The sequence below is a fragment of the Pseudomonas sp. LBUM1648 genome (assembly GCF_059716145.1).
On the sequence record NZ_CP166808.1, the window covers coordinates 4,264,283 to 4,286,960 of the forward strand.

Sequence of the window (22,678 nt, forward strand, 5' to 3'; positions counted from 1 at the left end):
TTCAACCAGCCACCCTCTCCGTGAGCGTTACGAGCGTGCAGAAGTCCTTCTCCGAACTCGAATATACCGGCAAGAAAAAGCAGACTCGCCGAGATCGCTTCCTGGCTGAACTTGAACAGCTGGTGCCCTGGGTACAACTGGAGGCGCAAGTGGCGCCGTTCTATAGCGACACCGCAGGCACGCGCGGACGCCCTGCGATTGGGTTGTCACGCATGCTGCGCATGTATGTCGTGCAGCAGTGTTTCGGTTTCTCCGATGAAGGTTGCGAAGATGCCGTCTACGACAGCCAGGCCATCCGTGGTTTTATGGGCATCGACCTGGGCCGCGAGTCGGCACCGGATGCCACTACCTCGCTGCGTTTTCGCCGCTTTCTGGAAACCTATCAGCTAACGCGGGTGCTGTTTGAAACGATTAACCTGCATCTGGCCAGCCGGGGTCTGCTGCTCAAAGAAGGCACTATCGTCGACGCTACCCCGATCGCCGCAACGCCCTCGGTCAAGAACCGAGAAGGCAAGCGTGATCCTGAGATGCATCAGGCCAAGAAAGGCAATCAATGGCACTTCGGAATGAAGGCCCAAATTGGTGTCGACGCCACGTCGGGGCTGGTGCACAGCGTGGTAGGGACGGCCGCCAACGTGGCGGATGTCACCTAGGTCGACCAGTTGCTGCACGGTGCCGAAACCTATGTTTCGGGTGACGCTGGAAACACCGGTGCGGACAAGCGACCGGAGCATGTTGAACGGGACGTTATCTGGTCTATTGCAGCACGGCCAAGCAGTTACAAGCAGCACCGCGAAGGCAGTGTGCTGTACCGGGTCAAGCGCAAGATCGGTACGCCAAGGCGCAACTGCGTGCCAAGGTCGAGCACCCATTTCAGGTAATCAAGGTGCGCTTCAATCATCGCAAGGTTCGCTACCGTGGGCTGGAAAAGAATACGGCGCAGTTGTTCAGTCTGTTTGGGTTGGCCAATCTGATGCTGGCCAAGCGGTATTTGCAACGGGTGACGGGATAAATCCGTCTGAAAGGCGGGGCTGACCCGCAAATCAGCAAAATGAGGGCGAAAATCGGACCTAGAAATGCGAAATAAGGCCGGAGGGTTGAAAAAACCGGTTTGGAAATGGGGGCAGTGCGAACGGGTTAATTGTTCAGCGTCTCCTTAGGTCTTGTCAGGGAGCTGAGCCAGCGTCAGCCAAGCCATTAGCCGGGTAATGCATGTCCCCATGCGCCGCTGCTGGCTGTGGGTGCGGCACAAGACAACCGGTCTTCCATAAATTAGACATAGGCCAGATTGTGGCGCGCCATTGGCTGGTCCAAGCGATCCAGGTAGAACGCTCCTGTCGTTGGCGATAAAGAGCAGCCGCAACATGTACCGGAGCTCATGCGGTGGAAATTGACTCCTAGCCTACTAACCGAGGTGTGAAATCTCGTTCGTAAACGACAGCGTGCCCTTTATATGAGAGCTAAGGCAGAGCTGAATTTTCACTTCTACAGTCAGTGGGGGAAAGTCTATCGGCCCCACGACTTGGTCATGGCCTACCCCAATGGTGCCGCGAAACCAAGGTCACCTCGGTGTGTGGTAGGGCATCGAATTCTGTTTACACTTAATAGACCTTCTTGGTACAGCATTTCTGCTGCTGTACTGCGATAGCGAATTAAACCTAATGAAGATCAAGAGCGTCCTTCCCGGCAATCCGTGAAACATCTTAGATACCGTCCCTTAAGGAGATGGAAGGGTTCCACAACCCGCTTTTCAGATAATAAACTGCAACTTATATACGTCACGATGAACAGGGCGTCATGCGCGAAATATCCATACTTCTTTAAATATCAATAATCAGTAATATTTCATACTCGCCCTACCTTGGTACTCCATTTAAGAGTTAGTGTTTAGAATTAGCCACTCCACACACTTTTATCTTTCCAATACAGCATCCAGCACTCAAAACCGACAGAGGATTACCGCAATGACTTACATGTGCAAGGACTTCTTGCGCCTGCTCAATTCCCTGATCGATCAACAGATCAAGACGGCCGGACGGCAAACCGAATGGTTTAATATGACCCCAGACGAGCGCGCCGAGTACATCGGCCAGGTTGGCGACCGACTGCTGGACATGCAGCAGAGCACCCTGAGCGTGCTGGCCGCACAGCACTTCCAGATGCAGGACAACCCGGTCTCGATCGGCGACCAGTTACAGGCGTTGCAACAACGACGCCAGCAGATGAACGCCATCGCGGACACGCCGGCGACCAGCGCCTACAAACAGCAACTGGACCGCGAAATTCTGTTGTACAGCCGCCAGCAAACTGCAATCAGCCACTATGACCGGACCTGGAGCAAGGCCCTGGGCATGCTCAGCCCCGGTGGCGCCAACCGCCTGGAAGTGAAGGGTCTGAAGACCGATGCACTGGCCAAGCAAGACGAGCTCAATGGGCGGATTCAGCGCCTGGAGCAGCAGCTGAACATCCAGTTAGCCGATTCCACCTTCAGCCAATCTTATGTGACGCTGTTCTCCGAGATGCAGGCCTACAAGGAAGTCAGTGCCCGCTACAGTGCCTTTCTCAGGGCCGTGCCCGAGCAGCAGGCCGCAAGCCTTGGCGCGCTGAACGAGGTGCCTCGTGCCTCCGACGATCTGCCGGTGAACATTTCACTGCTGATGATGGAGGAGCGCCCGGGATACATCCGCATGAACGTGGCGCTGGTCAATGCCAGCACCGATGGGCGCTTCAAGGATTTCTACTTGGAGAAAGGCCGGATGGTGGTACCCACCGACGGGGTGCTGAACTTTTCCTTCGGCACTGCGGCCCGCTCCCTGGCCTGGCAGCAACAGTACCGGCTTAAGAACGAGCCGCCGTCCATGCGCTCGCCGACCTATGCGCCGATTCGCTCGGTGCTGGTCAAGACCAGGTTCGTTGAACAGTACTTCGCCAGCCACTTGGTGTCGGAAAGCTCGTCGCGCGAAGGCTTCAAGGCCCAAGTGATGAGTGACGGCCAAAAGCTGCTGTTGACCAGTGTCGATCGTAAGGTGCCCAACCAGGTCGGCATCCAGGTGTCGGGCCAGTCCCCCACGACCAGAGTTGCCCGCGAAGTCCCATTGGCTGGAGCCTTGAGCGAGCTGATCAACCAGAACGCGGATATCACCAGCTTCCAGACCATTGGCCTCGATGGGTTTCGGCAAAACAGCTACCAACCGGACCGTGATGGGCAGTTCGTCAACATTCATGAGCTGGCGCGCTCAGTCGGCTTTGCCGAGCGCCAGTATCTGCTGGAAATGCCACAAGGCGACGGTTACCGTTCTGCGACGCCTTTTGTGCTAATGACCGTCGAGGGCGACAAGGTCAGTAGCAGTCACCTGAGCAAGACACAGACAGGTGCCTTGTATCAATACAACGCGGCGTTTTTTGACAGACTGGAACAACTACGCAACAACGGCATTAAGGCCAGCCGCCTATTCGAGGGTAGCCGCGAGCGTACGATGTTTGTGAAGCAGTTGATACGCTTGCTCGAGCGCAATCACATCACCCCGGCCGGGGTTCTGATGCCGCAGCACACCCGTCCCAGCTTGCGCGACATCAAGGGCAACAACTTGAACAAGGTGCTATGGGAAAAGGCCTTCGCCGCGTCGGTCTGGCAGAGCCACAACAATGATGCGCTGCTGTTCCGGCTGGGGCAGCACCTGGGGCAGGCTCAGGGGAAGGCCCTGCAAGTTGGATATGTGCAGAGCGACATTGCCCAGGCCAAGTTGCTGATGGCACCGCTGTACGAGCAATGGCGTGTCCAGGCGGTCGACGTAGAAACCCGGCGGATTGCCAGCGCCAACGCCGGCCAACATCCAGGCAATCCGAAAGTGCATGTCTTCGATCAAGTGGCGGTCGAACAATCGCTCGATAGCAAACTACTGAATTTGTTGTTGAGCGGCCCGCAGGGGTTTGAACAGACTGACGGCACATTGCGCCCAACCGTCGAAGCGCTGCTGTCGAGCGACCAGGGGCGGAGTCTGCGAAAACAGGCACTGTTCCATACTCTGCGGCCCGCAGCCGACAACTTTTCTAAGGCTGCGATGCCGTTCAATCCGCATGCCGCGCTTGGCGCCGGGCGGGTCATGATCAACAATCGGCTGAATCAGCCCGACCCCTATCTGATCCTCAATACCCAACCGGAGCAGGCGCAGGCCGAGAGGGAGTTGCTGATCGAAGACGACAAATACCGCAGTTACAGCCAGTTCCGACCCGACCCCGGCAATGAAGCCACGCGTTACATGAACGACCTAGACACCCCGTTCGTCGGAGGAATTTCCGGGACGACACAGACCGTCAGCAATGCCTTGCCGGAGTTGTTCGGGGACGCGCTAAGTGTCAAGCAGTACTGGCAGTTCCAAATGTGCAATGCGGCCTTCATGATCCGCAACGGCTATCACTCGTTCTTCGAGACAGTGTATGTCGCCGCCCGTTATGAGCCCCAGGGGCTGGAAAGCATCGGCAAAGAGCTGCTGCAGATGTTCGACCGCTACCGTGCCGAAGGCCATAAGCAGGTATTGCACGGGGAGCTGTACGACGGGGTGATGGCCCGCGTCGTGCCCCTCCTCAATCAAGGCCTGCCGCTGACCGAGCAATTCCATCCGCCGCGTTTCACCAACCTTGGCCGGATGCATGCGCGGTTAAAGCCGGTGGCGAAGGACCTGCAGCTCAAGACCGGGCAAGCATCACTTATGCCCAGGTTCGAACCGCGTCAGGGCAGCGCGCCGCTGGTGGAGGGCACGTCGAAGGTGGATGAGCTTGAATACACCGAGCAAAGTGCCAACTCCTTTAGCACCGTTGCACGGCACGCAAATTGCCCAAGGGTGTCGCCACTACTTCGATGACCCGAACGCCGGGATCCTTGCCTACGACTTCAGAAAGGGCTTGTCCAAGTCCCAGGAACAGCGCCGGGCAGTACGCGTCCGGGCATCACGCCTTGTGTGATTAAACCGGTTGCCACTTAGGCGGCAGCAACTGATCGATCTCACTCGCCCGCTGCGTCGGCAGGCGCGTGAGCACGTCCTTCAAATAAGCATACGCATCATGCCCGTTGAGCCGTGCCGACTGGATCAAACTCATGATCGCCGCCGCCCGTTTTCCGCTGCGCAGCGACCCTGCAAAGAGCCAGTTCTTGCGTGCAAGAGCCCATGGTCGGATCTGGTTCTCCACCAATTATTGTCTATGGGTACGGCCCCGTCATCAAGGTAGCGAGACAGCGCTGTCAGGCGTTTCAGGCTGTAATCCAGCGCCCTGCTGATCGCCGAACCTTCGGGCACGAGATCGCGCTGGGCGATCATCCAGGCATGCAGCCTATCCATCACCGGGACGGCTTTTTCCTGCCGTATTCGGTATCGTAAATCCGGCTTCATGTCGCGGACTTCGCTCTCGATTTCGTAAAGCAACTCGATGTAGCGCAGAGCCTGCACGGCGAGCGTGCTCTTGTTGGTGGCATGGAGTTCGAAGAACTTGCGCCGCGCATGGGCCATGCAGCCGATCTCAGTCACGCCGAGTTCGAAACTGGCCTTATAACCGCCAAAATCATCACAAACCAGCTTGCCTTTCCAGTCTTGCAGGAAGTTGCGAGCGTGTTCACCGGCGCGGTTGGGGCTGAAGTCGTAAACGACCGCTGCCGTTTCGCAGAACTGGCTGGTGGCGTAGGCCCACACATAAGAGCGGTGGGTTTCTTCGAGCCCGGAGCGAGCATCTGCACCGGTGTTTCATCAGCGTGGATGCCTTGCTGCCTAAGCAGCACGTCGAGCAGAGGCTGCAACTGTACGCCAGTTACGCCAACCCATTGAGCCAACGTTGAACGAAGAATCGCCAAGCCAGCCCGACCGAAAATCGACTCTTGGCGATAAAGCGGCAGGTGGTCGGCAAACTTCGCGATCATGACGTGGGCCAACAATCCGGTAGTCGGGATGCCCTTATCCATGTTCTGCGCTGGAACCGGCGCCTGGGTCAGGGGTTCGCAGTCATCACAGACCCATTTTTCGCGAACATGGCGCTCGAAAGTGAATACGCCCTGCGTGTAGTCCAGCTTCTCGCTGACGTCCTCACCGATGCGTTTGAGTGCGCAGCCGCATGGGCAGTGAGTATTGTCCGGTTCGTGATGGATTAATGTGCGTGGAAACTCAGCCGGCAATGCCGTGCCCTTGGACTTTTACTTTTTCTCCGTCGTCGCTGGCACTGTTTGCAAGGCCTGAAGCTCGGCTTCAATCGCCGCGATATCGGTATCGATCAGGTCTTCAAGCAGGCTGGCCTGCTCAGGATTCATCTGCTCGCTGCGCCTAGCAAACTTCAAACGCTTAAGTTGTGCGATCTCGTGGGTCAACTTCTCGATCACCGTCTGGTCGCGGTTGATCTTCTTGCCCATTGTCTCGACCGTCTTACCCATGATCTCGACTTGCGATCGCATCGTCAATTTGGTAACGATGTACTCTGGGCCGTTATCGCTGCGAATAGCCCGCGTACTGCCACGCAACTTGATCACTTGATCCAGGGCACGTACCACACTCTCCGCGGGTAGCGACGGGTCAAATTCCTACTCTGCGCCTTGCGATTGAAGTCATCGATCACGTTGAATATCCTAAACTGCATCCATCAGACAGTGGGTCAGTTTTCAATCAGCGGCAACTGACTGCTCCTACCTATGCGCCTGCAAGGCTATTTATTAATTTTCAGAAGGCGCCCATATAAGACCTTCTAGCGGGTGACCAGTCGAGTCTGCTGCTTGGTCACAGTTTCGACCTGCTGCTCTTTCTCCTCTATCTCGTGCGTCCCAATGTCCTCCAGCAACTGGTCAAGGGATGGCAAGCTGGGCAGCCGCGCCCGCTGCAATTGGTGGGCGTATGGCAGCAACGTCGATCTGGAGGAGTCTGACCGAAGTATCGCGTCTTGCTGAACGTTGTCTGCGATGCTGAAAGCGGCTGTGCTTGCTGCTTCAGCCCTGCTTTCCGGGCGCATCACCACCACTTTGGTCTCGGGTTCCATACTGGCGCTGTTCTTTTTGATATATTCAATCAGATCCGCCAACTCTCGCTCTCCCGCCGTGTCACTCTGGCCAGACAGGCCTGATTGGTCCATATCGGGCGTTGTTACTCGCACCGTGACATAAGGCTGGCGCACGCGCCTATGAACCTCACTATCAAAGATTTTCTTTTTAATTTCTGACTGATGAGTCGGCGGGTAACCTTTTTCAAAATGAATGGTATAACTCTGTTCGACCTTGAATGATGTGCCGGCCGGAAACAGAACCTCCTTCTCACCGGGGGCATTACTTATCCCTTCCACAATAGAGCCGCTCACTTCAGCGGCGTTCACTACAAGCAGCGCCCCTTTGGCCATATAACTTTGCGCAACACTGGCATCGTAGGTGGTACTCATGAAGCCTGGAAACTTGGCGCCGCGTCCCTTCTCGAGCATAGCGTTCGCTACTGCAACGTGAGAGCCATGCCAGACCGTGCCGGAATAACGCTCAAATAGTGGTGACTCAAGCGCCGCCTGCAACAGTTCGACTGTCTGATTATATTCACTTTTAGCCTGAGAACGCTGAGAAGACGTGAGGTACTGATTTCTTTTGAGTAAGGATTGCAAGCGGGTCTCCATCTCGGCATCACTTTTCGGAGGCGCAAAGTCACCATAGCCCGGATTGATCACATTGGCTCCATTAGCGGTATAGAAGCGGGTCACCGCTAGCATCATTCCTTTGAGCAAAATATCCTGATTATTTTTGATGTCACCAATGGCCGCCAGGATCGCTGCTGCGCGCTCTTGCGGCGTATTTTTCGCCGCTGCCAAATCGAGCAAGTAGATAAATGGATCCTCGCCGCTCTGAAGCGAATTCAGCATCAGCTTCCCTGCCAACATATTGGTCGCATTTACCGTCAAGAACGTCTCCCATACGTCATTACGGTTACCATAATGGAACACATGACCGAGTGAGTCCTTCTGGGTTGATTCAGCCAGTAAAGCGGCTGCCCGGCTCAGCAGGGATGCGCGCCTTTCTGGTGGCAGATTATCAAGCCATGTCACAACCAACGCATCTTTGGCTGCGTCAAGAAAGGGTGTGCCGGACTTGGTGCGAGCAGGCCGCACGGGTAATACCCGCTTTTGGGGATTGTAGAGTCTCAGATTTTCAATATTTTGCGGTGCATACAGGATTTTTTCTGAAGCCAGTCCACTCACATCTTCTGCGTCTTGACCGCTTTGTATCAACTGACTCAGCTCCAGCAGATAATCGTCTGAGCCGTATTGAGACGGATAACCCTTGCCTTGGGTAATAAACAGGTCAAATTCTTGTCGGCTAATTTTAACCGGATCGAGTGCTGGCAGCTGGATTTTTTGTCCATTGAGGATGATATTCTTCGCTTCCATTGCGGGAAGGTCGATATCCTCAGTCACTAGACCTTCGTAGGCACGCAACCAGTCACCGGTTTGCCTCGCATGCCAAGCCATCTTCTCATCGCTGGCCACCACAGCCAGCCCATCCCCATCAAACTCCATGGCATACGCATCCAGCGCTCCCATGATCTCGGTAAAACTGTGATCCCTCGCCTGAATCATCCAGCCCAGCAAAAGCGCCCTGAATAACTGAGCTTCAGACGCGGGCAGATTCAGCAAGCGGGCAACTTCATACATATAAGAGGTGGTGCTGGACGGACCTGAGAACATCGGCAGTTTTTTATCCATGTTTTGCTGACGCCAGTTCACCGACACAGGCCGATCTATGTCTATCGAGGTCAGGGATTTATCATTGATAACATATCCGCCATAGCCAGATTCATGCTGAGGTCGTTCACTGAGTGAAAACGAATCCCGACGATACAGCGCCGGCTTTATCGCCTGCTGCATCCCCTGAAACTTAAAACCGGTTCCCTTATGCTGGTCGCTGCTTGGCCTACTGCTGATAAAGTCAATGGGGGCTTTATTACCCAATGCCTCCCCTACATTCCACTCGACGTATTTTAGCCAGGCCCAACCGTGAGGCTGGGTGGTTGTCGGTACCTCGATCTGGGGCTCCGAGTTACCTGAAAAGATATTCAGCCGTGGGTTCGACTCTTTATTGGTTAGCAGCGGCTGATTGATAGCCTCCCCCATATTGTGCAGGAGAGCACGGTTGCGAAATGATCTGATGTAACTGTAAGCCAGAGAAGTCAGTACGCGGGCATTGACTTTATCTTCGTTCAAGACCGCGTTCATCTGCTGTGCCCATTCGGCACGCTCACTGCTCCAGCCCTGCAGAAAACCGATCCCGGTATCCTCATTATTCTCAAGTGTCAAAGATGGATCTTTCGCCTGGGCTATTGCCAAGTGCTCCAAAACCCGGCGGGCAAAAGACTTGGACATATATTTCATCTCCGGAAACTCAAGCAAATCGTTACCGAGGTGGTTAAACTCGAAAGCTTGGTTAGCTTCCGTCACTTTTTCAACCGATTGAGCGACCACTCGTTCTTTCAGCGCTTTGTCTGCTGCTGGGAAAAGCCGATCAACCTTATCGCGAATAATATTTTCGACACTTCCTTCGTATTCTGCTACCCGCATCACGGCTTTGTTAAATTCATCGATAGCTTGCTGCAAAGCCGGAGTCTTTTCGGCACGCTCAACGAGTGCCGACTGGTTACTGCCCCGCAAAGTATCAACCGAAGGTACCGGTTTCATCTGCGTCGCAACGCCCGCGATTAGCTGCTGTGAATACGTATTTAAACTAGTCCCTACCATACTCCCTCCTACTCGTTAATGACTTAAAAAGCGCGCTTCGCAGAGTTAGCCAGAACTCATCCAGATCACAATTGAATAACGTGTAATTAGGAATTTAAAAGCTCAGAACCACAGTCGTGTTTGTCTACGGCCAGAGAAAAAGAGGCGATACCGAGCACACCGGGATGCGCATTCAACTGCAAAAATTTGATATGCAGAGACATTGATCTAGGTTGCCGTGAAGAAGGAAGGGGAAACATCGCTACCATGCTTTTTTGGTAATTGACGATGGAGGCGCAATGCAAACCGCCCTCGCCTATCAGGTTGCACTCATTATTCAGCAATTGCCACTGCCCACCAGCCAACCTTATCAGCAAGAAATTGATAAACTCTTCTCTGATCATAGCGCTACTCTATCGCCTTGGTAACCTCAGCCCAATATAAGCCCCCCAGAGTGGAACATGTTAGTAATGTGCGTATATTTGCACATGAGAGCATTCGAGAACCTGTGTTTGCTCACGTCCTTGGTCAACAAAAATAGCAAAACTCTTTTACAATTATGGGCGCTACCCTTGCGTATTCACTATCGCTCCTCGTCTGGTGCATTTCGGGCTCGCGCTTACCGCTCTTGTTCCCAAGTCAAACTTAGCGCATGAATTATTGTCAAATCGACCACCTTACCTTGGTGCTGCATCAAACTACCATTACCCCCGATAGCGGTATATGGCCAGAAGATACCACTGAAAAATTCATGTTTCTCCAGCAGCAGCCGGAAGTTGAAAATTGTAATTTCGTCAGCAGCTCGAAAAAGATTCAGCCTTGAAAACCCACGCAATTGCCATCAAAAATCCGCCAAAGCCAAAATTTCTCTCCTTTGACCGTAGTAACCATCTCGTCCAGATGCCGCTTATCATAGAGCACCGGTCGTTACGACGAATGCAATGGGCAAGCGGATGGATCACTTGCGAAGTAACATCGGGACAAACTTAATTTTCAAGGTGTTTGGAGGCGTTCTGTTTGGCAATGCAGTCCAGAACTTGTAATGCGCACTTGGATAGCGCCTCTTCTAATTCATCAATTGCTCTATAGGCGTTTTCATTGAGTTTCAGCGGTGCGCGGCCCGGCAGACGACACGGGACTAAAGGGCATGCTGACGCCTCCGGTTCGATACAAAAGGGGGTCGGTTGTTTCAGACCTTGCATACTGCAACCCGAGCTCAGCAGGCACAACGCCCCCCAGGTAATCAGCGATCTTCTTGTCATAGCGCTTCAACTCTTCCATCTGGTTATTAATCAGGCTCGACTGCTGATCAAGGCTCATGCTGAGTTGCTGCGTAACCCGACTGATCTCGGTGATTTTTTCCTGCAACGCGGCATTATCAGCCAGCACATAAGCCAACTCACGATTGCTCGCTTCCAGGCTATCGCGCTCAATTTTCAACACGTTAGCGGACTTCAAGGACCCATCCCGTTCTAGCCTAAAATGATCTGCCGTCCACAGCGCGAGAATGGCAACAAAGCTGCTACTAGCAGCCCATGTGAACATTTTCATGAGTTCTCTCCAAAATCAAAGCGCAATATCAGGGTTTCTGGATGTCATCCTGTGGTGGCACGCCAGTGCGTGGCCGCTCCACAGCCTTACCGGCGATATAGCCAGTCGTAACGGACGCCAAGACCATTCCTGAAATAACCTCCAGAGAGTTGGCGATAATCTTTACCAGCTCAACAGTTTCGGCACTCCCGTGGGCCATCCATGCCAAGTAGCCCATCACTCCGCCGAATAAGCCTATGACGATGGAAAGCACGGTGATACACAGCAAAAATCCGAACCGCTTGACCGAAGGCTTTCCAGTGATCCCTTCTTCCATAAACTGACCTAGCCATCGTAGAAATATATTCATATTGATATCGTCTTTTGAGCAAGCGCAAGTTACTTCAGCTATGATTACTCCCCGAACTGCCCATCGTTGATTTTCTCAGTGATTTTCGTGAAGTAATCAATATCAGCCGAAGTATTGGGTGGGCGAGTGACATTGTTGCACCATCAAGAATCGTAATTACTTCGCAGAGAGTGAAGCTCGTATGGAAGGTGCAGACCGTTACAGGTGAAGCCATCGACTAAACTAACGCCCCTATTCCTTTGCTCCCCCGGCCCCCAACAAAAAACCAGCAAGAGGGGGCGATCATTATCTTCCGATCTGCTCATGCCGCGGAGGAATTAGTCTTGAATATCCTCCCCCCCCCCAAAGTTCGAAATATAAATGTAACGCCCCCCCCCTGCATATACTTCGGTCGGTGTTGTCCAGCCTAGGTGTTTTCGAGGGTATAACTGATCTGTACTATCACCCGATTTACAGCGGCAACGGTCAGTTGGCGTTATGATTTTGGTCGTCACAATGAAATTCCTTTAAAACCCTATAGTGGGGTGCGCGTTGAGGTCGCACACAGCATCGAGATACAAGATACGCTGCAGAACATGTGGGAATCTTGGCTTAAATTGGTGGATGACAACTAGGTGGAGTCTGATTTCCGACATACATACGTTCTGGTTTTGTTTCTAAAAACTACGCTGATCTTACTGTAGTGTAGTGGTCAACTAATCCCGGACATGACGTTAAGCTTTTCTTCGGCCCGAGCTGGCGCCAGCCTATCGTTGAATTGATGGGGGCGAACCCAGTTGTACCGATGCATCAAGAAGTGGCTAATATCGCTCGGGGCTTCTTGAGCCGTTTTATAACTCGTGGTCGGTATCCATTCCGTTTTCAAGCTGCGGAACACGCGCTCCATTGACGCCTTGTCCCAGCAATTGCCCCGGCGACTCATGCCCTGGCGCATGCGATAACGCCACAGACGCTGGCGAAATAGAAGACTCGCATACTGGGCGGATTTGACCGGTCGTCGCAACACATTGATCCGAGTGGAACAGTAGATCCGAAGGTCTTCCACGCTGCTCGTATGCCATATCCAGCGCCTTGATCACCAGTTCAGCGTCCGATTTTTCCAACAACGCCCGGCCCACCACCCGGCGCGTGCAAAGATCCAGCACGACAGCCAGGTAATGCCATTTCCCCTGGGCCCAGATGTAGGTGATGTCGCCGCACCACACCTGATTGGGTGCCGGAACATCGAACTCCCGATTCAAGATGTTCGGGATATCAAACCGTTCAACCGTCGCTTGTTTGTAGGCATGTGCCCCGGGTTGTTTTTTAACTAAATCAAGCTCGCGCATCAGGCTGCGCACTTTGATCCGACCGAGTTTCTCTCCGTCGATACGCATCAGCGACAGGATGCTGCGACTGCCCGCAGCACTGCGACTCTGCGAAAACAACGCGCTCACCCTACTGCGCAACCGAAGCCGTTCGAGATCCGGCGTTTGGCCTTGAGGCGCTGGGCGTAATAACTTGAACGGTTGATATCAAACACTTTGCACAGCCAATCAACCGGCGCATGGGCGCTTAGCTGATTGGTCTGCGCGTACGCTCGTGATCTTCCGACATAAAGAGCGCACTAGGGGGCGTTCTCATTTGAGCTAAGCATGGCCATTCGACACCCTTGAGCTATTTGGGGTAGCTGGTGAGCAACTATAGGTTGCGTGAGGATCAATGGGTGCGCATCAAGGAACTGCTGCCGGGCAAAGCCAGCAACCGTGGCGTGACCGCCCGCGATAACCGTCTATTTGTAGAGTCGGTACTCTGGATTGCGCCGAACTGGCGCGCCCTGGCGGGATCTCCCTGAAACACACGGTCACTTGCATCGGGTCTATGAGCGTTATAACCGCTGGTTACGCAAAGGCGTCTTGATACAGATCATGGCACCGCTTGCGACTGACGCTGACCTGGAACACCTGATGGTGGATGCCAGCATAGTGCGCGTTCATCAGCATGGTGCAGCAAAAAAACATGTCAGGAAGCCGAAGCCATCAGGAAGTCCAGAGGCGGACTGAGCACCAAGATTCATGCGGCCGTCGATGCCCTGGGGATCCCGATACGCCTGCTGCTGACGCCCGGACAAAGCTCTGAATATGGCCAAGCCGAAGCGTTGATCGAAGGTTTTACGCCCGATGCGGCAGACAAAGATTATGACTCAGATGCATTCGTGGAGTTAATACAGCGCAATGGGGCTGAAGCCGTCATCCCCTCAAACGGTTATCGCGGACGGTCACGCCACGGTCGCTGGCTTTGCCCGGCAGCAGTTCCTTGATGCGCACCCATTGATCCTCACGCAACCTATAGTTGCTCACCAGCTACCCCAAATAGCTCAAGGGTGTCGAATGGCCTTACTTACCTCAAATGAGAACGCCCCCTAACCTTTTTTAATATTGATTTTTCCCGCTCAAGACGGGCGATCCGTGCTTCCAGCTCCTGGATTTTCTGCTGTTCCGGGGTCAGCGCTTTGCTCTGCGGAGTGACGCATTGGCGCTCCTGCTGAACCTCATCGACCCAGCGGCTCAGGACCGACTCGCCGACGCCGAGTGAACGGCTGGCTTCGATGTAGCTGTAGTTTTGCTTGAGCACGAGGTCGGCAGCATCGCGTTTGAATTCAGCAGAAAAAGAACGACGTTGTTTGGTCATCAGACACCTCTATCTAGCGAGCATTTTCGCCTAAATGGGTGTCCGGTAATGAGATGGTCACCCCCACACCCTGCGAGGGATGCGCTTTCGCAGGGTGTTTTATTTTGGAGGCCATCATCATGAGCGAATTGGCACTGGTCGGTATCGATCCCGGCAAACACATTTTCCACTTGCACGGCCAGGGCATATCGGGTCGAGAGATGTTTCGCAAGAAGCTCTCGCGCGGGCAGATGATGCGTTTTTTCGGTCAGCGGCAACACTCATTGCTTCAGCGACGAAACTCCAATGTCGTGGCGTGCGCTCTGGCCAATAAACTGGCGCGAATTGCCTGGGCAATATCTGCTCACCATACATTGTTTGAAGCAGGGTCAGACGCCATGGCGGCCTGATCCTACTGTTGTTGCAGTACCACGAGGCACCTTCAGGGTTTGCGATAGCTGAAAAATGGATGACGTGAACGGCACACCGGCCTGGCGAAGAACCTGACTTATGAAACGGCTTTAGAAGCCGCTCCGGTTTTCAGGATTGCCAGGCGCGACTCTCATCATGGCGCGGGGCATGCCTCATACAGACGCCGGATAGATTTAAGCAAACCAACCACTTCACCCGCTAATCAGCATTGCAAAAATGGGGGTGACCATAGATTTCATTAGACCACTACACCTTCGTCCTTACCTGTGCTCCGCTCGGCTTATTACAGGTAAAGGTACAGAGAGAGGATGCTGCGCTTACCCAGTTTCTGGTAGTGCTGCGCCGGGCGGCAATCTGCCAGACGACCTTCATGCTCGAGGCGTTTCTCCAATCCTGTATAACCGGCATCGGCACAGACCACGTTTTCGTTGCTGTGCAACAGCTTATCGGCGCAACCGTCAGCGCGCAGATCTACAGTCTAGTCGAGACCGCCAACGTCAAAGGCCAGAAGCCCTATAACTAGCTGCGCTACGTACTAGGCTTTGTACGAAAAGTATTGTCGCAAACACCGCATGGCACACGCCAGTGAGATCATCGCCGCAAAACTTGTTGCGAGCTTGTCGAAGCGCGTAACGATTCGGCGATTTTCCTTCAACCAGCCGAACAGGCGCTAGATGATATTGCGCTGCCGATATTTGGGTCGATCAAAAAACTTGGGCAGGCCTGGCTTGGGTTTGCGTTTCATGTCGCGCAGTGGAATCACCGGTTGCATGCGATAGCGGTCACAGTAACGGCGTAGAGCATCAGCATCGTATCCCTTGTCGGCAAGCAACCATCGGCAGCGTTTGCGAGGACGGCCGCGCAGGCTAGGGATATAAGCCTCATCCAGTAAGGGTTGTGCATAGGCAATATCACTGGCTTGACCGCCTGAGAGCAGGAAACGCAGAGGCACACCATTGGCATCGCACAGCATGTGGATCTTGGTCGTTAGGCCGACCCGGCTGCGCCCGAGCGCGTGATCTTGTGGCTCTTCAGGCCTCCTTTTTTCCCGGCGCCGGATGAGGCTCGGGTTGCACGAACGGCAGTGGAGTCGATCATCCAAGTTTCCAGATCGATCAAGCCTTGCTCGTTCAATCAGATGTGTAGGCGCTTGAGCATCTGATCAAAAGCCCCCCCATTACGCCAGTCGCGAAACCGCTGATACACCGTTGACCAAGGGCCAAAACGCTCCGGCATATCTCGCCATGCCGCGCCGGAACAAAGCACCCAAAGGACACCGTTGAGCATCAGGCGATCATCGGCTCGCGGGCGCCCGCTGCGGCGGGTTTCAGTGAAGATATCGGCAACCAAATCCCAGGCTGCATCAGGGAGTTCATACCACTTTGCCATCGTCGCCTCCTGGCGCTAGTGGCGGGGGATTTTACCGGAATCGATATTTCAACGGATTTCGTACAGAGCCTAGATCACCTGCCACATACGAAGGGTTTCTGCCAGAGAACAGCTCACAGGAAATGCCACGGCAAACAGGAAGCGCACTGGACGGTAGATGCGCTTCATGGATCGCATACGAACACTCAGGAATGCAGTCTGAAATCAGACCTTCCCTACAAATACTGGCATCGCCGTGCCACTCTGCGGTCATTCCAATATTGTGACTCTCTCATCATCAGCTATGAGTTGACGGACACGCTGCGCGATGAAAGCCGGGGTGTATCAACCCAAAAACTAAAAAACCTGCAGGAACCCAAAATGGAAATTAGTCATAATGGGCTGTCATTAATTAAATGGTTTGAAGGGTGCAGCCTAACAGCGTACCAAGATGTGGTCGGCGTATGGACCATTGGTTACGGCTGGACAAATCCTGTCCACGGCGTACCAATCCATGAAGGTATGGTTATTACACAAGAGCAAGCTGATGAACTGCTGCGTGAAGGCGTAAAGCAATATGAAGCGCCCGTAAATAAAAATGTAACCGTCCAATTAAAACAATATCAGTTCGATGCGCTGGTAGCATTTACCTATAACTTAGGAGCTATAAGCTTTAACAACTCCATGTTACTGAAAAAGCTCAATGCGGGCGAAGTCCAGGTGGCCGCGGATGAGTTTTTACGTTGGCATAAAGCAGGTGGTGAGGTGATGTTCGGACTGATCCGTCGGCGTGCATATGAACGCGATCTATTTCTCGGCTACACATTCTAACCTCAACAGCCTGACAATACCGACGACATCGGCCAGCAGTTTTATTCAATAGCACCACTGTGTGCAAAGAGGAAATACAGATGACGGCACAAGGTCCACAATCACCCGGCGTATCGATTTTTGAATTGCCCACTAGCTCACTCTCGGTACAGGGCTCCACGACAGCGGTGCCTGTGTTTATTGGGCGTTTCTTTAATCTAGACGGTACTCCGGTGACGGAGAGCGAATGCATTCGGGTGAATAGCTCGCTGGAGTTTACGAGGTTGTTTTCGCAGGGCGCGTGTGAGGTGTCGGCACCGTTTTTTGAACTAGAATTTGCACCCTGGGAACCTTGGATCCAAAGTGCTATTGTCCAATCATGTAAAGCGGGTGAGCACCTGTTATATACGGTACATGTTAAAGATGGCTATGCGGAGGAAGATTTCGACGGTGATGTTGGTTTGATGGTAGCGCACCCTTGGGGTTCAGCGGTATTCAACACCGATTTCGTGGGGGATGCATACTATTTTACCGATAAAAACCCAACCCCCAAATCAGTCGTCCTCTCCAAGACATGGAATCGTTTAGATGGCTTAGAAAAAAACACTCGGGTTATTTACTTAAAAGTACTTTCAATTCAAAACGGCACTGATACAAAATCACTATTGATCGACTTTTCTACCAGTGGATATTGGTATCATCGTTCGACAACAGGCTTTATCTATAATTCAGCCCCAGTTACTTACCCTTCAGCTTGTAGCTTTTTTTCTGTACTGGCTTATTTCCAAAATGGCGGCGGCCCCTGCTATATCCTTCCACTCTCGAATAAAACTCAGCTTAATGCGCTACCTGCAGCCATCGAGAAATACCCTGACAGCACGTTGCTAGTGTGCGCCGAAACCGAGGAAGGACTGACTGAGCTGGGCTGTTCTAAAGTCGATGTTTATACCGCATTGAGTTCGTTGCTAACGCCCACCAAGGGCTACTTTTTGATTGCTGATGCTGACTCCCAAGGAGCAGCGCCCCCCGCTTTGGCAGATTCCGCCCATGCCGCGGCGTATTATCCCGATATCGTCACGACCCTTAAGCGCAGCCGACCGACCGACAATTTGATTACGATTTCAGACTATCCAGGCGGAGCCATCACCTTTGAGGCATTGTCGAGCAGCAAAGTCGAACAATATCAAATAGCGAGTGCCATTTTTGACCAGTCCCTTGCCGAGCAGGATTATCTGAAACTGCCACCAAGCGCCTTGATTGCCGGCGCCTATGCTCGTAACGACCGTGAACGCGGCGTATGGAAAGCTCCGGCCAATATCTCACTTAAAGGCGTACAAGGATTGGAAACCGTCGTCAGCGAAGTGGCGCAAGGCCCCTTGAATCAGCAAGGCATCAACGTCATTCGCTGGTTCTCGGACCGTGGACCGGTGGTGTACGGCGCCCGAACGTTGGCCGTGGAAAGCGATGAATGGCGTTACGTCCCGGTACGCCGACTGTTTAGCATGGTGGAACGTGACATCCAGAAGTCTTTACAAACATTGGTGTTTGAGCCAAACAACCAGGCAACGTGGGAGCGCGTCCGCTCGGCGATTTACAATTATCTGGCCAATCTGTGGCGCGATGGGGCCTTGCTTGGCAATAGCGAGAAAGAGGCTTTTTTTGTTCAGGTAGGTTTGGATACAACCATGACCCAAACGAACATTGATAACGGCCAGTTGATTGTGAAGGTTGGTATGGCCGCCGTACGCCCAGCCGAGTTCATCATTCTGCAGTTTACTCAGAGCGAGCTGTAGGAACGGAGCATTGTCAGGGTGTCGAGATTGTTGTTGCAGATAGCTGTCTGAGTTGGAAGGCAGGGCGGTATGACGTGCCCAACTACTTTATTTCCAAAGCACCGAACAGGTATCCCACCTTGGCGCCTTACGCTGGCAGGCGCAACGTAGGCGATGACTTCCAGCGGGCGCTCCAGCAGGTTATGTTCGTCGTCAGCCTGGAGGGTGGCTTCTATTTGGCTTGTTCGGCGGAAAGCTTGTCGGAGTCGGCATCCAGCTCGCAGTAACCTCGTCTAGGCAAACCGGGACGGTTTCGATCACGCTGACGGCCTCTTCGGCCACTCCACGCACAGTCTTGGTTGGGTTCAAATCGCGCTTGCGGTAGATAGTCCGGTCATCGGGCTGGCTTTGTCTACAAACTCGGTGTTGGTGCTGGCCATGATTTTCAGTTGCGGGGATTTATCCGAACCGTAAGATTGAGCCCGCTGATCTTGGCAACATGAAAAGTCTGAGGGACCCTCCGATTTTTGATCCCCTCAATGCTTGAGGATAAAAATCATGAATCGGTCGAATTAGCCCTTCTTTTTCTTCTTTCATATATTTGAGTTATTTTCTACCGACCTGTCAGAGCGTGTTACTAACGCTAATCTTAGCGATCAAAAATTCAGACACGTCTCAGAGATTTACAATTGGGCTTTCAGTAAGATTACAAACGCACGCAAAAAGCGCGGGATGCTCCCCATTTGGCCTCCATTCGTAGCATGGAGGCTTTTTTTGTCCGCTCGGCAAGCCTTGCGCGCGACTTGCCCCCCCTTGAGTGCGAGCATTTGTTATAGCGTGATCGGCATCAGCTGTCTGGCCAATACCATGGTTGCCGCAGCATGCGCTGCCCCCCCATTGTCCGGTGGCTGTGTGAGCCCATGCTTATGCGCAGCGATTGCAGAATTCATCCGCTCCACCACGTCTATTAGGTCAACCAACACCAGGCGCTGCCCGACCTATGGGCACGAGCATACAGCAGGTGCGTTCCAGCGATGCCTGCACGCCTACCGCTGACGGTGTCACCAACGGCGAAACTACCACCACAGCGATGGCGTAAGGGGCTGCGTCAGCGTCGGGCAGAAGAACACCCCACCTGCAGCAATTGCTTATCACGGAACGCTATACCTTGGGCCCGCCCAATGTAAGGCGCAGCGCTCATGGCGATGATGACTCCCTAATTTGGAATGCTATTGACGCGCTGGTGCTGCGGGCATTGGCCCGAGTATTCAGCCAGCGCTTGCTCCCGCAGCTTAGCGCGGCACCGCCGCCAAAGACTTCTGTAGTGGTCTAATGAAACCGGACACCCATTTAGGCGAGAATGCTCGCCAGATAGAGGTGTCTGATGACCAAACAACGTCGTTCTTTTTCCGCTGAATTCAAACGCGAGGCCGCAGGCCTCGTGCTCGATCAAGGCTATAGCCATATTGAAGCCAGCCGCTCGCTTGGGGTGCGAGTCCGCGTTGCGTCGCTGGGTTAATCAACTCCCGCAGGAGCGCAGCGGCGTTACTCCGCAGAGTAAGGCGCTGGCGCCTGAGCAGCAGAAAATTCAGGAGCTGGAAGCCCGGATTGCTCGGCTTGAGCGAGAGAAATCAATACTAAAAAAGGCTACCGCGCTCTTGATGTCGGAGGATCACGAGCGTTCGCGCTGATTGACCAGTTGAGGGCACATGAGCCGGTTGATTGGCTGTGCAAGGTGTTTGACGTCACTCGCTCGTGTTACTACGCCCAGCGCCTGCGGCGCCGCACGCCGGATGTCGAACGGCTTCGATTGCGTAGTCGCGTAAGTGAGCTGTTCTCGCAAAGTCGCAGCTCTGCGGGCAGTCGCAGCATCCTGTCACTGATGCGTGAAGACGGTGAGCAACTCGGTCGATTCAAAGTGCGTAGCTTGATGCGCGAGCTTGATTTAGTCAGCAAACAACCCGGCTCCCATGCCTACAAACGAGCAACAGTAGAAAGACTGGATATCCCGACATTGAACCGCGAGTTCGACGTGCCTGCGCCCAATCAAGTCTGGTGCGGCGATATCACCTACATTTGGGCACAAGGAAAGTGGCATTACCTGGCTGTCGTCCTGGATCTTTGTACGCGTCGGATCGTGGGCTGGGCGCTGTCGGAAAAGCCAGACGCTGAGCTGGTGATCAAAGCGCTGGATATGGCTTACGAGCAGCGTGGCAGGCCTTCGGATCTGCTATTCCACTCGGACCAGGGATCGCAATATGCAAGCCGACTCTTTCGCCAGCGGTTGTGGCGATACCGCATGCGTCAGAGCATGAGTCGACGAGGAAACTGCTGGGATAACGCACCGATGGAGCGCGTATTTCGTAGCTTGAAAACAGAATGGATACCGACCGTGGGCTATCGAACTGCGCAGGAAGCACAGCGCGATATCAGCCACTTTTTGATGCATCGCTACAACTGGATTCGGCCTCACCAGTTCAACGAGGGGTTGGCACCAGCGCGGGCCGAGGAAAAACTTAACGTCGTGTCCGGGATTAGTTGACCACTACATTCAACGTAGCATTCGTGTAGCGGAAAAAGCGGAATGAGGCGGTCGGCCAGGCGGCGTTAGCCGCCCATCCAAAGGAAGATGGGTGTAGACATCGAAAGCAAGACCTTTACTGTATAGATAAACAAATTAAAGCTTGCCGCGCTTTGTGCACGGAGCAAGAGCCTTGGCTGGACTTACAGGGGCGGTGGTCGATCCGGATGCTGACGCATCCGGACCGGCCGCTCTTTTTCACTTCGGTGTTGAGACTTCTTTGGCGTATGCCTGACGGGCCGCGAGGGCAATTAGCCCCCGGTCGCCGTCATCGGTGACGCCGATAACTCCTTGAGTATGCGCTGGGTCAAGTTCGGCTCTTGTGGGGCCATGAACCACGCTGCCGGTGGCGGTGGTGGCTGACACCGATCCGTTGCTGGCGCCGGTGGTGGCGTCGAGTAGGACTGACAGGCGCAGATCAGCAATGGCAAGACGGTCGCGCAGGCGACTTTGATCACGTTGGGCATCACTCAGGCTCGGTAATGGGTTTGTTCACTGGTTGCCAGGCGCTGCTCGAGCGCGAGATGTTTGTGCTGTTCGTGACGCTGCTGCGCGGCCGGAGCGAGGGTGATCTGATTGAGAGTTTCGGTGTGGAGGCGGCCCTGTTCGGCGAGCTTACTGCCATAACGCCAATCCTGGACTTGCGAGGTAATGGCCGCAGAACCAGCAACGAGGACGATCAGCAGCACGCCTTTTGCCAGCAGCCGATACGGTGTCGGTATCAGTTCGCCGAAACGCATAGCACCGCCCTCGCCCGTCCCCACAACTCCAGCCGATCCCGCAGGCCATTGAGGCCGCCGTTGATCCTGCGGGTAATCGCGTTGAATTCGTTCTGATCGACCAGCGTGTTCAGCCCATTCACGGACCAGAACCATGCGGCCGACTCGGCGGCCCACTGCGACAGCTTCAGCAGTTCAGGCGTGCGCAGCAATCGCTCATCGCCGAACAGCGCCAAGCTGCAGCGCAGGTAATTGTCGTGGCCGGTGACCTGGATCAGACTGCGACCGCGATAGCGCTGGCCATCACCATCCGCTGCAGAGGTGTTGCCCACTTTCGCAGCCAAGTTGCCGGTGTCGTATTTGCTCAGGTACTGATCACCACCCAGTTCCCGCACGTACTGAAGTTGACCTGACTCGTGACCGACTTGCGCCAGAAACGCGGCTTGGCGTTTCGGCGTGTTGATCTGCCGATGGGCCATGGCAGCGTTGAGGGCGGATACAAAAACGCCCGCTTGGCGGCGGGCGTTGGGCATGATGCTTTGCAGCTGTTGCTCGGTGATAGACATACAAACTCCAGACATAGAAAAACCGCACTCAGCAACAACAGCCGATCATTGATCTTGGCCGTGACGTCGGCGCCATCGGCGACGATTCGAAACATGGGGGTCATAGATTTTTCCCAAAAGAAAACCCGCACCAGGCGGGTCAGAAAATTCAACGGCGTTACGCGTAA

The 22,678-nt window shown here is 53.9% G+C and carries 11 protein-coding genes and 12 pseudogenes; 9 read left to right on the forward strand and 14 right to left on the reverse strand.

Annotated elements, in window-relative coordinates; genetic code table 11:
- Window positions 1-35: 35 nt before the first annotated feature.
- Window positions 36-1,012: pseudogene (locus ACA043_RS19350) on the forward strand (IS5 family transposase).
- A gap of 952 nt (window positions 1,013-1,964) precedes the next feature.
- Entirely contained in the window at window positions 1,965-4,862 is a 2,898-nt protein-coding gene (locus tag ACA043_RS19355; protein WP_497657735.1) for a hypothetical protein, read from the forward strand.
- Between the two features lie 100 nt (window positions 4,863-4,962).
- On the opposite strand, the pseudogene tnpC reads toward ACA043_RS19355, so the two are convergent.
- The 8 genes and pseudogenes from tnpC to ACA043_RS19395 form a co-directional block, all read right to left on the reverse strand.
- Window positions 4,963-6,433 (reverse strand): annotated as a pseudogene (gene tnpC, locus ACA043_RS19360) (IS66 family transposase).
- Window positions 6,434-6,448: 15 nt separating this feature from the next.
- A pseudogene (locus ACA043_RS19365) lies at window positions 6,449-6,609 on the reverse strand (IS3 family transposase); the annotation flags it as partial.
- A 111-nt stretch (window positions 6,610-6,720) separates the two neighbouring features.
- Window positions 6,721-9,735, reverse strand: coding sequence for an ADP-ribosyltransferase (locus ACA043_RS19370; RefSeq protein WP_497657736.1), 3,015 nt, complete (start codon window positions 9,733-9,735; stop codon window positions 6,721-6,723).
- An 86-nt stretch (window positions 9,736-9,821) separates the two neighbouring features.
- Window positions 9,822-10,118 (reverse strand): hypothetical protein, encoded by a 297-nt coding sequence (locus ACA043_RS19375; RefSeq protein ID WP_497657737.1) that lies wholly within the window; start codon window positions 10,116-10,118, stop codon window positions 9,822-9,824.
- Between the two features lie 582 nt (window positions 10,119-10,700).
- Window positions 10,701-10,907, reverse strand: coding sequence for a hypothetical protein (locus ACA043_RS19380; protein ID WP_497659666.1), 207 nt, complete (start codon window positions 10,905-10,907; stop codon window positions 10,701-10,703).
- Window positions 10,810-11,265 carry a hypothetical protein gene (locus ACA043_RS19385; protein WP_497659687.1) on the reverse strand — a complete coding sequence of 152 codons (456 nt, stop codon included), beginning with the start codon at window positions 11,263-11,265 and terminating at the stop codon, window positions 10,810-10,812. Before ACA043_RS19385 ends, ACA043_RS19380 begins: the two co-directional genes overlap by 98 nt.
- A gap of 28 nt (window positions 11,266-11,293) precedes the next feature.
- Entirely contained in the window at window positions 11,294-11,581 is a 288-nt protein-coding gene (locus ACA043_RS19390) for a hypothetical protein (RefSeq protein ID WP_497657738.1), read from the reverse strand.
- Between the two features lie 724 nt (window positions 11,582-12,305).
- Window positions 12,306-13,217: pseudogene (locus ACA043_RS19395) on the reverse strand (IS3 family transposase); the annotation flags it as partial.
- A 69-nt stretch (window positions 13,218-13,286) separates the two neighbouring features.
- On the opposite strand from ACA043_RS19395, the gene ACA043_RS19400 reads away from it, so the two are divergent.
- The 3 genes and pseudogenes from ACA043_RS19400 to ACA043_RS19410 all read left to right on the forward strand — a co-directional run.
- Complete coding sequence (locus ACA043_RS19400; RefSeq protein WP_497657739.1) at window positions 13,287-13,448, forward strand: hypothetical protein; 162 nt, start codon at window positions 13,287-13,289, stop codon at window positions 13,446-13,448.
- A gap of 13 nt (window positions 13,449-13,461) precedes the next feature.
- On the forward strand, window positions 13,462-13,656 hold the full coding sequence (locus tag ACA043_RS19405) for a hypothetical protein (RefSeq protein WP_497657740.1): 195 nt from the start codon (window positions 13,462-13,464) through the stop codon (window positions 13,654-13,656).
- Window positions 13,657-13,691: 35 nt separating this feature from the next.
- A pseudogene (locus tag ACA043_RS19410) lies at window positions 13,692-13,793 on the forward strand (hypothetical protein); the annotation flags it as partial.
- A 227-nt stretch (window positions 13,794-14,020) separates the two neighbouring features.
- Here ACA043_RS19410 and ACA043_RS19415 read toward each other — a convergent pair.
- A pseudogene (locus ACA043_RS19415) lies at window positions 14,021-14,284 on the reverse strand (transposase); the annotation flags it as partial.
- A gap of 260 nt (window positions 14,285-14,544) precedes the next feature.
- Here ACA043_RS19415 and ACA043_RS19420 point away from each other — a divergent pair.
- Window positions 14,545-14,673 (forward strand): annotated as a pseudogene (locus ACA043_RS19420) (IS110 family transposase); the annotation flags it as partial.
- A gap of 326 nt (window positions 14,674-14,999) precedes the next feature.
- Here ACA043_RS19420 and ACA043_RS19425 read toward each other — a convergent pair.
- Window positions 15,000-15,140, reverse strand: a pseudogene (locus ACA043_RS19425) (IS5/IS1182 family transposase); the annotation flags it as partial.
- Window positions 15,141-15,230: 90 nt separating this feature from the next.
- A pseudogene (locus tag ACA043_RS19430) lies at window positions 15,231-16,084 on the reverse strand (IS5 family transposase).
- 360 nt (window positions 16,085-16,444) lie between these two features.
- On the opposite strand from ACA043_RS19430, the gene ACA043_RS19435 reads away from it, so the two are divergent.
- The 3 genes and pseudogenes from ACA043_RS19435 to ACA043_RS19445 all read left to right on the forward strand — a co-directional run bounded on the left by ACA043_RS19435 (window position 16,445) and on the right by ACA043_RS19445 (window position 21,187).
- Complete coding sequence (locus tag ACA043_RS19435; protein WP_497657741.1) at window positions 16,445-16,894, forward strand: lysozyme; 450 nt, start codon at window positions 16,445-16,447, stop codon at window positions 16,892-16,894.
- Window positions 16,895-16,974: 80 nt separating this feature from the next.
- A complete protein-coding gene (locus ACA043_RS19440) occupies window positions 16,975-18,666 on the forward strand; it encodes a phage tail sheath family protein (protein WP_497657742.1) in 1,692 nt (563 codons plus the stop codon).
- Window positions 18,667-20,029: 1,363 nt separating this feature from the next.
- Window positions 20,030-21,187 (forward strand): annotated as a pseudogene (locus ACA043_RS19445) (IS3 family transposase).
- A gap of 8 nt (window positions 21,188-21,195) precedes the next feature.
- Here the strand turns inward: ACA043_RS19445 and ACA043_RS19450 are convergent.
- The 3 genes and pseudogenes from ACA043_RS19450 to ACA043_RS19460 all read right to left on the reverse strand — a co-directional run.
- A pseudogene (locus ACA043_RS19450) lies at window positions 21,196-21,288 on the reverse strand (DNA adenine methylase); the annotation flags it as partial.
- A 136-nt stretch (window positions 21,289-21,424) separates the two neighbouring features.
- Window positions 21,425-21,966, reverse strand: a pseudogene (locus ACA043_RS19455) (lysis protein).
- Window positions 21,948-22,511: a glycoside hydrolase family 19 protein gene (locus ACA043_RS19460; RefSeq protein WP_497657743.1), complete on the reverse strand. Its 564-nt coding sequence runs from the start codon at window positions 22,509-22,511 to the stop codon at window positions 21,948-21,950. Before ACA043_RS19460 ends, ACA043_RS19455 begins: the two are co-directional and overlap by 19 nt.
- Between the last annotated feature and the right edge of the window lie 167 nt (window positions 22,512-22,678).

Excerpts from the sequence above, each read along its gene's own strand:
- ACA043_RS19355 (WP_497657735.1), top strand. The coding sequence starts at position 1,965 with ATGACTTACATGTGCAAGGACTTCTTGCGCCTGCTCAATTCCCTGATC.
- ACA043_RS19370 (WP_497657736.1), bottom strand. The coding sequence starts at position 9,735 with ATGGTAGGGACTAGTTTAAATACGTATTCACAGCAGCTAATCGCGGGC.
- ACA043_RS19375 (WP_497657737.1), bottom strand. The coding sequence starts at position 10,118 with ATGATCAGAGAAGAGTTTATCAATTTCTTGCTGATAAGGTTGGCTGGT.
- ACA043_RS19385 (WP_497659687.1), bottom strand. The coding sequence starts at position 11,265 with ATGAAAATGTTCACATGGGCTGCTAGTAGCAGCTTTGTTGCCATTCTC.
- ACA043_RS19390 (WP_497657738.1), bottom strand. The coding sequence starts at position 11,581 with ATGGAAGAAGGGATCACTGGAAAGCCTTCGGTCAAGCGGTTCGGATTT.
- ACA043_RS19435 (WP_497657741.1), top strand. The coding sequence starts at position 16,445 with ATGGAAATTAGTCATAATGGGCTGTCATTAATTAAATGGTTTGAAGGG.
- ACA043_RS19440 (WP_497657742.1), top strand. The coding sequence starts at position 16,975 with ATGACGGCACAAGGTCCACAATCACCCGGCGTATCGATTTTTGAATTG.
- ACA043_RS19460 (WP_497657743.1), bottom strand. The coding sequence starts at position 22,511 with ATGTCTATCACCGAGCAACAGCTGCAAAGCATCATGCCCAACGCCCGC.